General features: G+C 51.4%; 1 protein-coding gene. It reads left to right on the forward strand.

Annotated features, from left to right (window positions below):
* Positions 1–61: 61 nt before the first annotated feature.
* The gene (locus NEV57_RS15895) at positions 62–250 is read left to right on the forward strand and encodes a hypothetical protein (protein ID WP_199603785.1); all 189 of its coding nucleotides are present in this window, start codon (positions 62–64) and stop codon (positions 248–250) included.
* The last annotated feature ends 143 nt before the right edge of the window (positions 251–393 follow it).

Raw genomic sequence — 393 nt, forward strand, 5'->3', positions numbered from 1 at the left:
GAAAGCATAAGCAACACAAGGGATTAACTCATCACTCACTTAGCTAATTAAATCTTCGACCATGTCGGACAAGTGCGGCAACTGCGACTGTGCTGACAAGAGCCAGTGCGTGAAGAAAGGTACCAGCTATGGCGTCGTCATAGTTGAAGCCGAGAAGAGCCACTTCGAGGAGGTCGCCGCCGGCGAGGAGAACGGCGGCTGCAAGTGCGGCACCAGCTGCTCCTGCACCGACTGCAAGTGCGGCAAGTGAAGTCACGAAGCAACCGAACACTCGCCGCCGGCGAGTCACCTACCTTAATTAGTCCACAATAAAAACCACCCATATGAGTGTGGTTTGTGTGTGTGCTGATTATTGCTGAATTAAACCCGTGTGTTATCGATTAATTAAGCAGC

The sequence above is a fragment of the Parapedobacter lycopersici genome (genome assembly GCF_024643285.1).
Lineage (GTDB): Bacteria > Bacteroidota > Bacteroidia > Sphingobacteriales > Sphingobacteriaceae > Parapedobacter > Parapedobacter lycopersici.

Excerpts from the sequence above, each read along its gene's own strand:
- NEV57_RS15895 (WP_199603785.1), top strand. The coding sequence starts at position 62 with ATGTCGGACAAGTGCGGCAACTGCGACTGTGCTGACAAGAGCCAGTGC.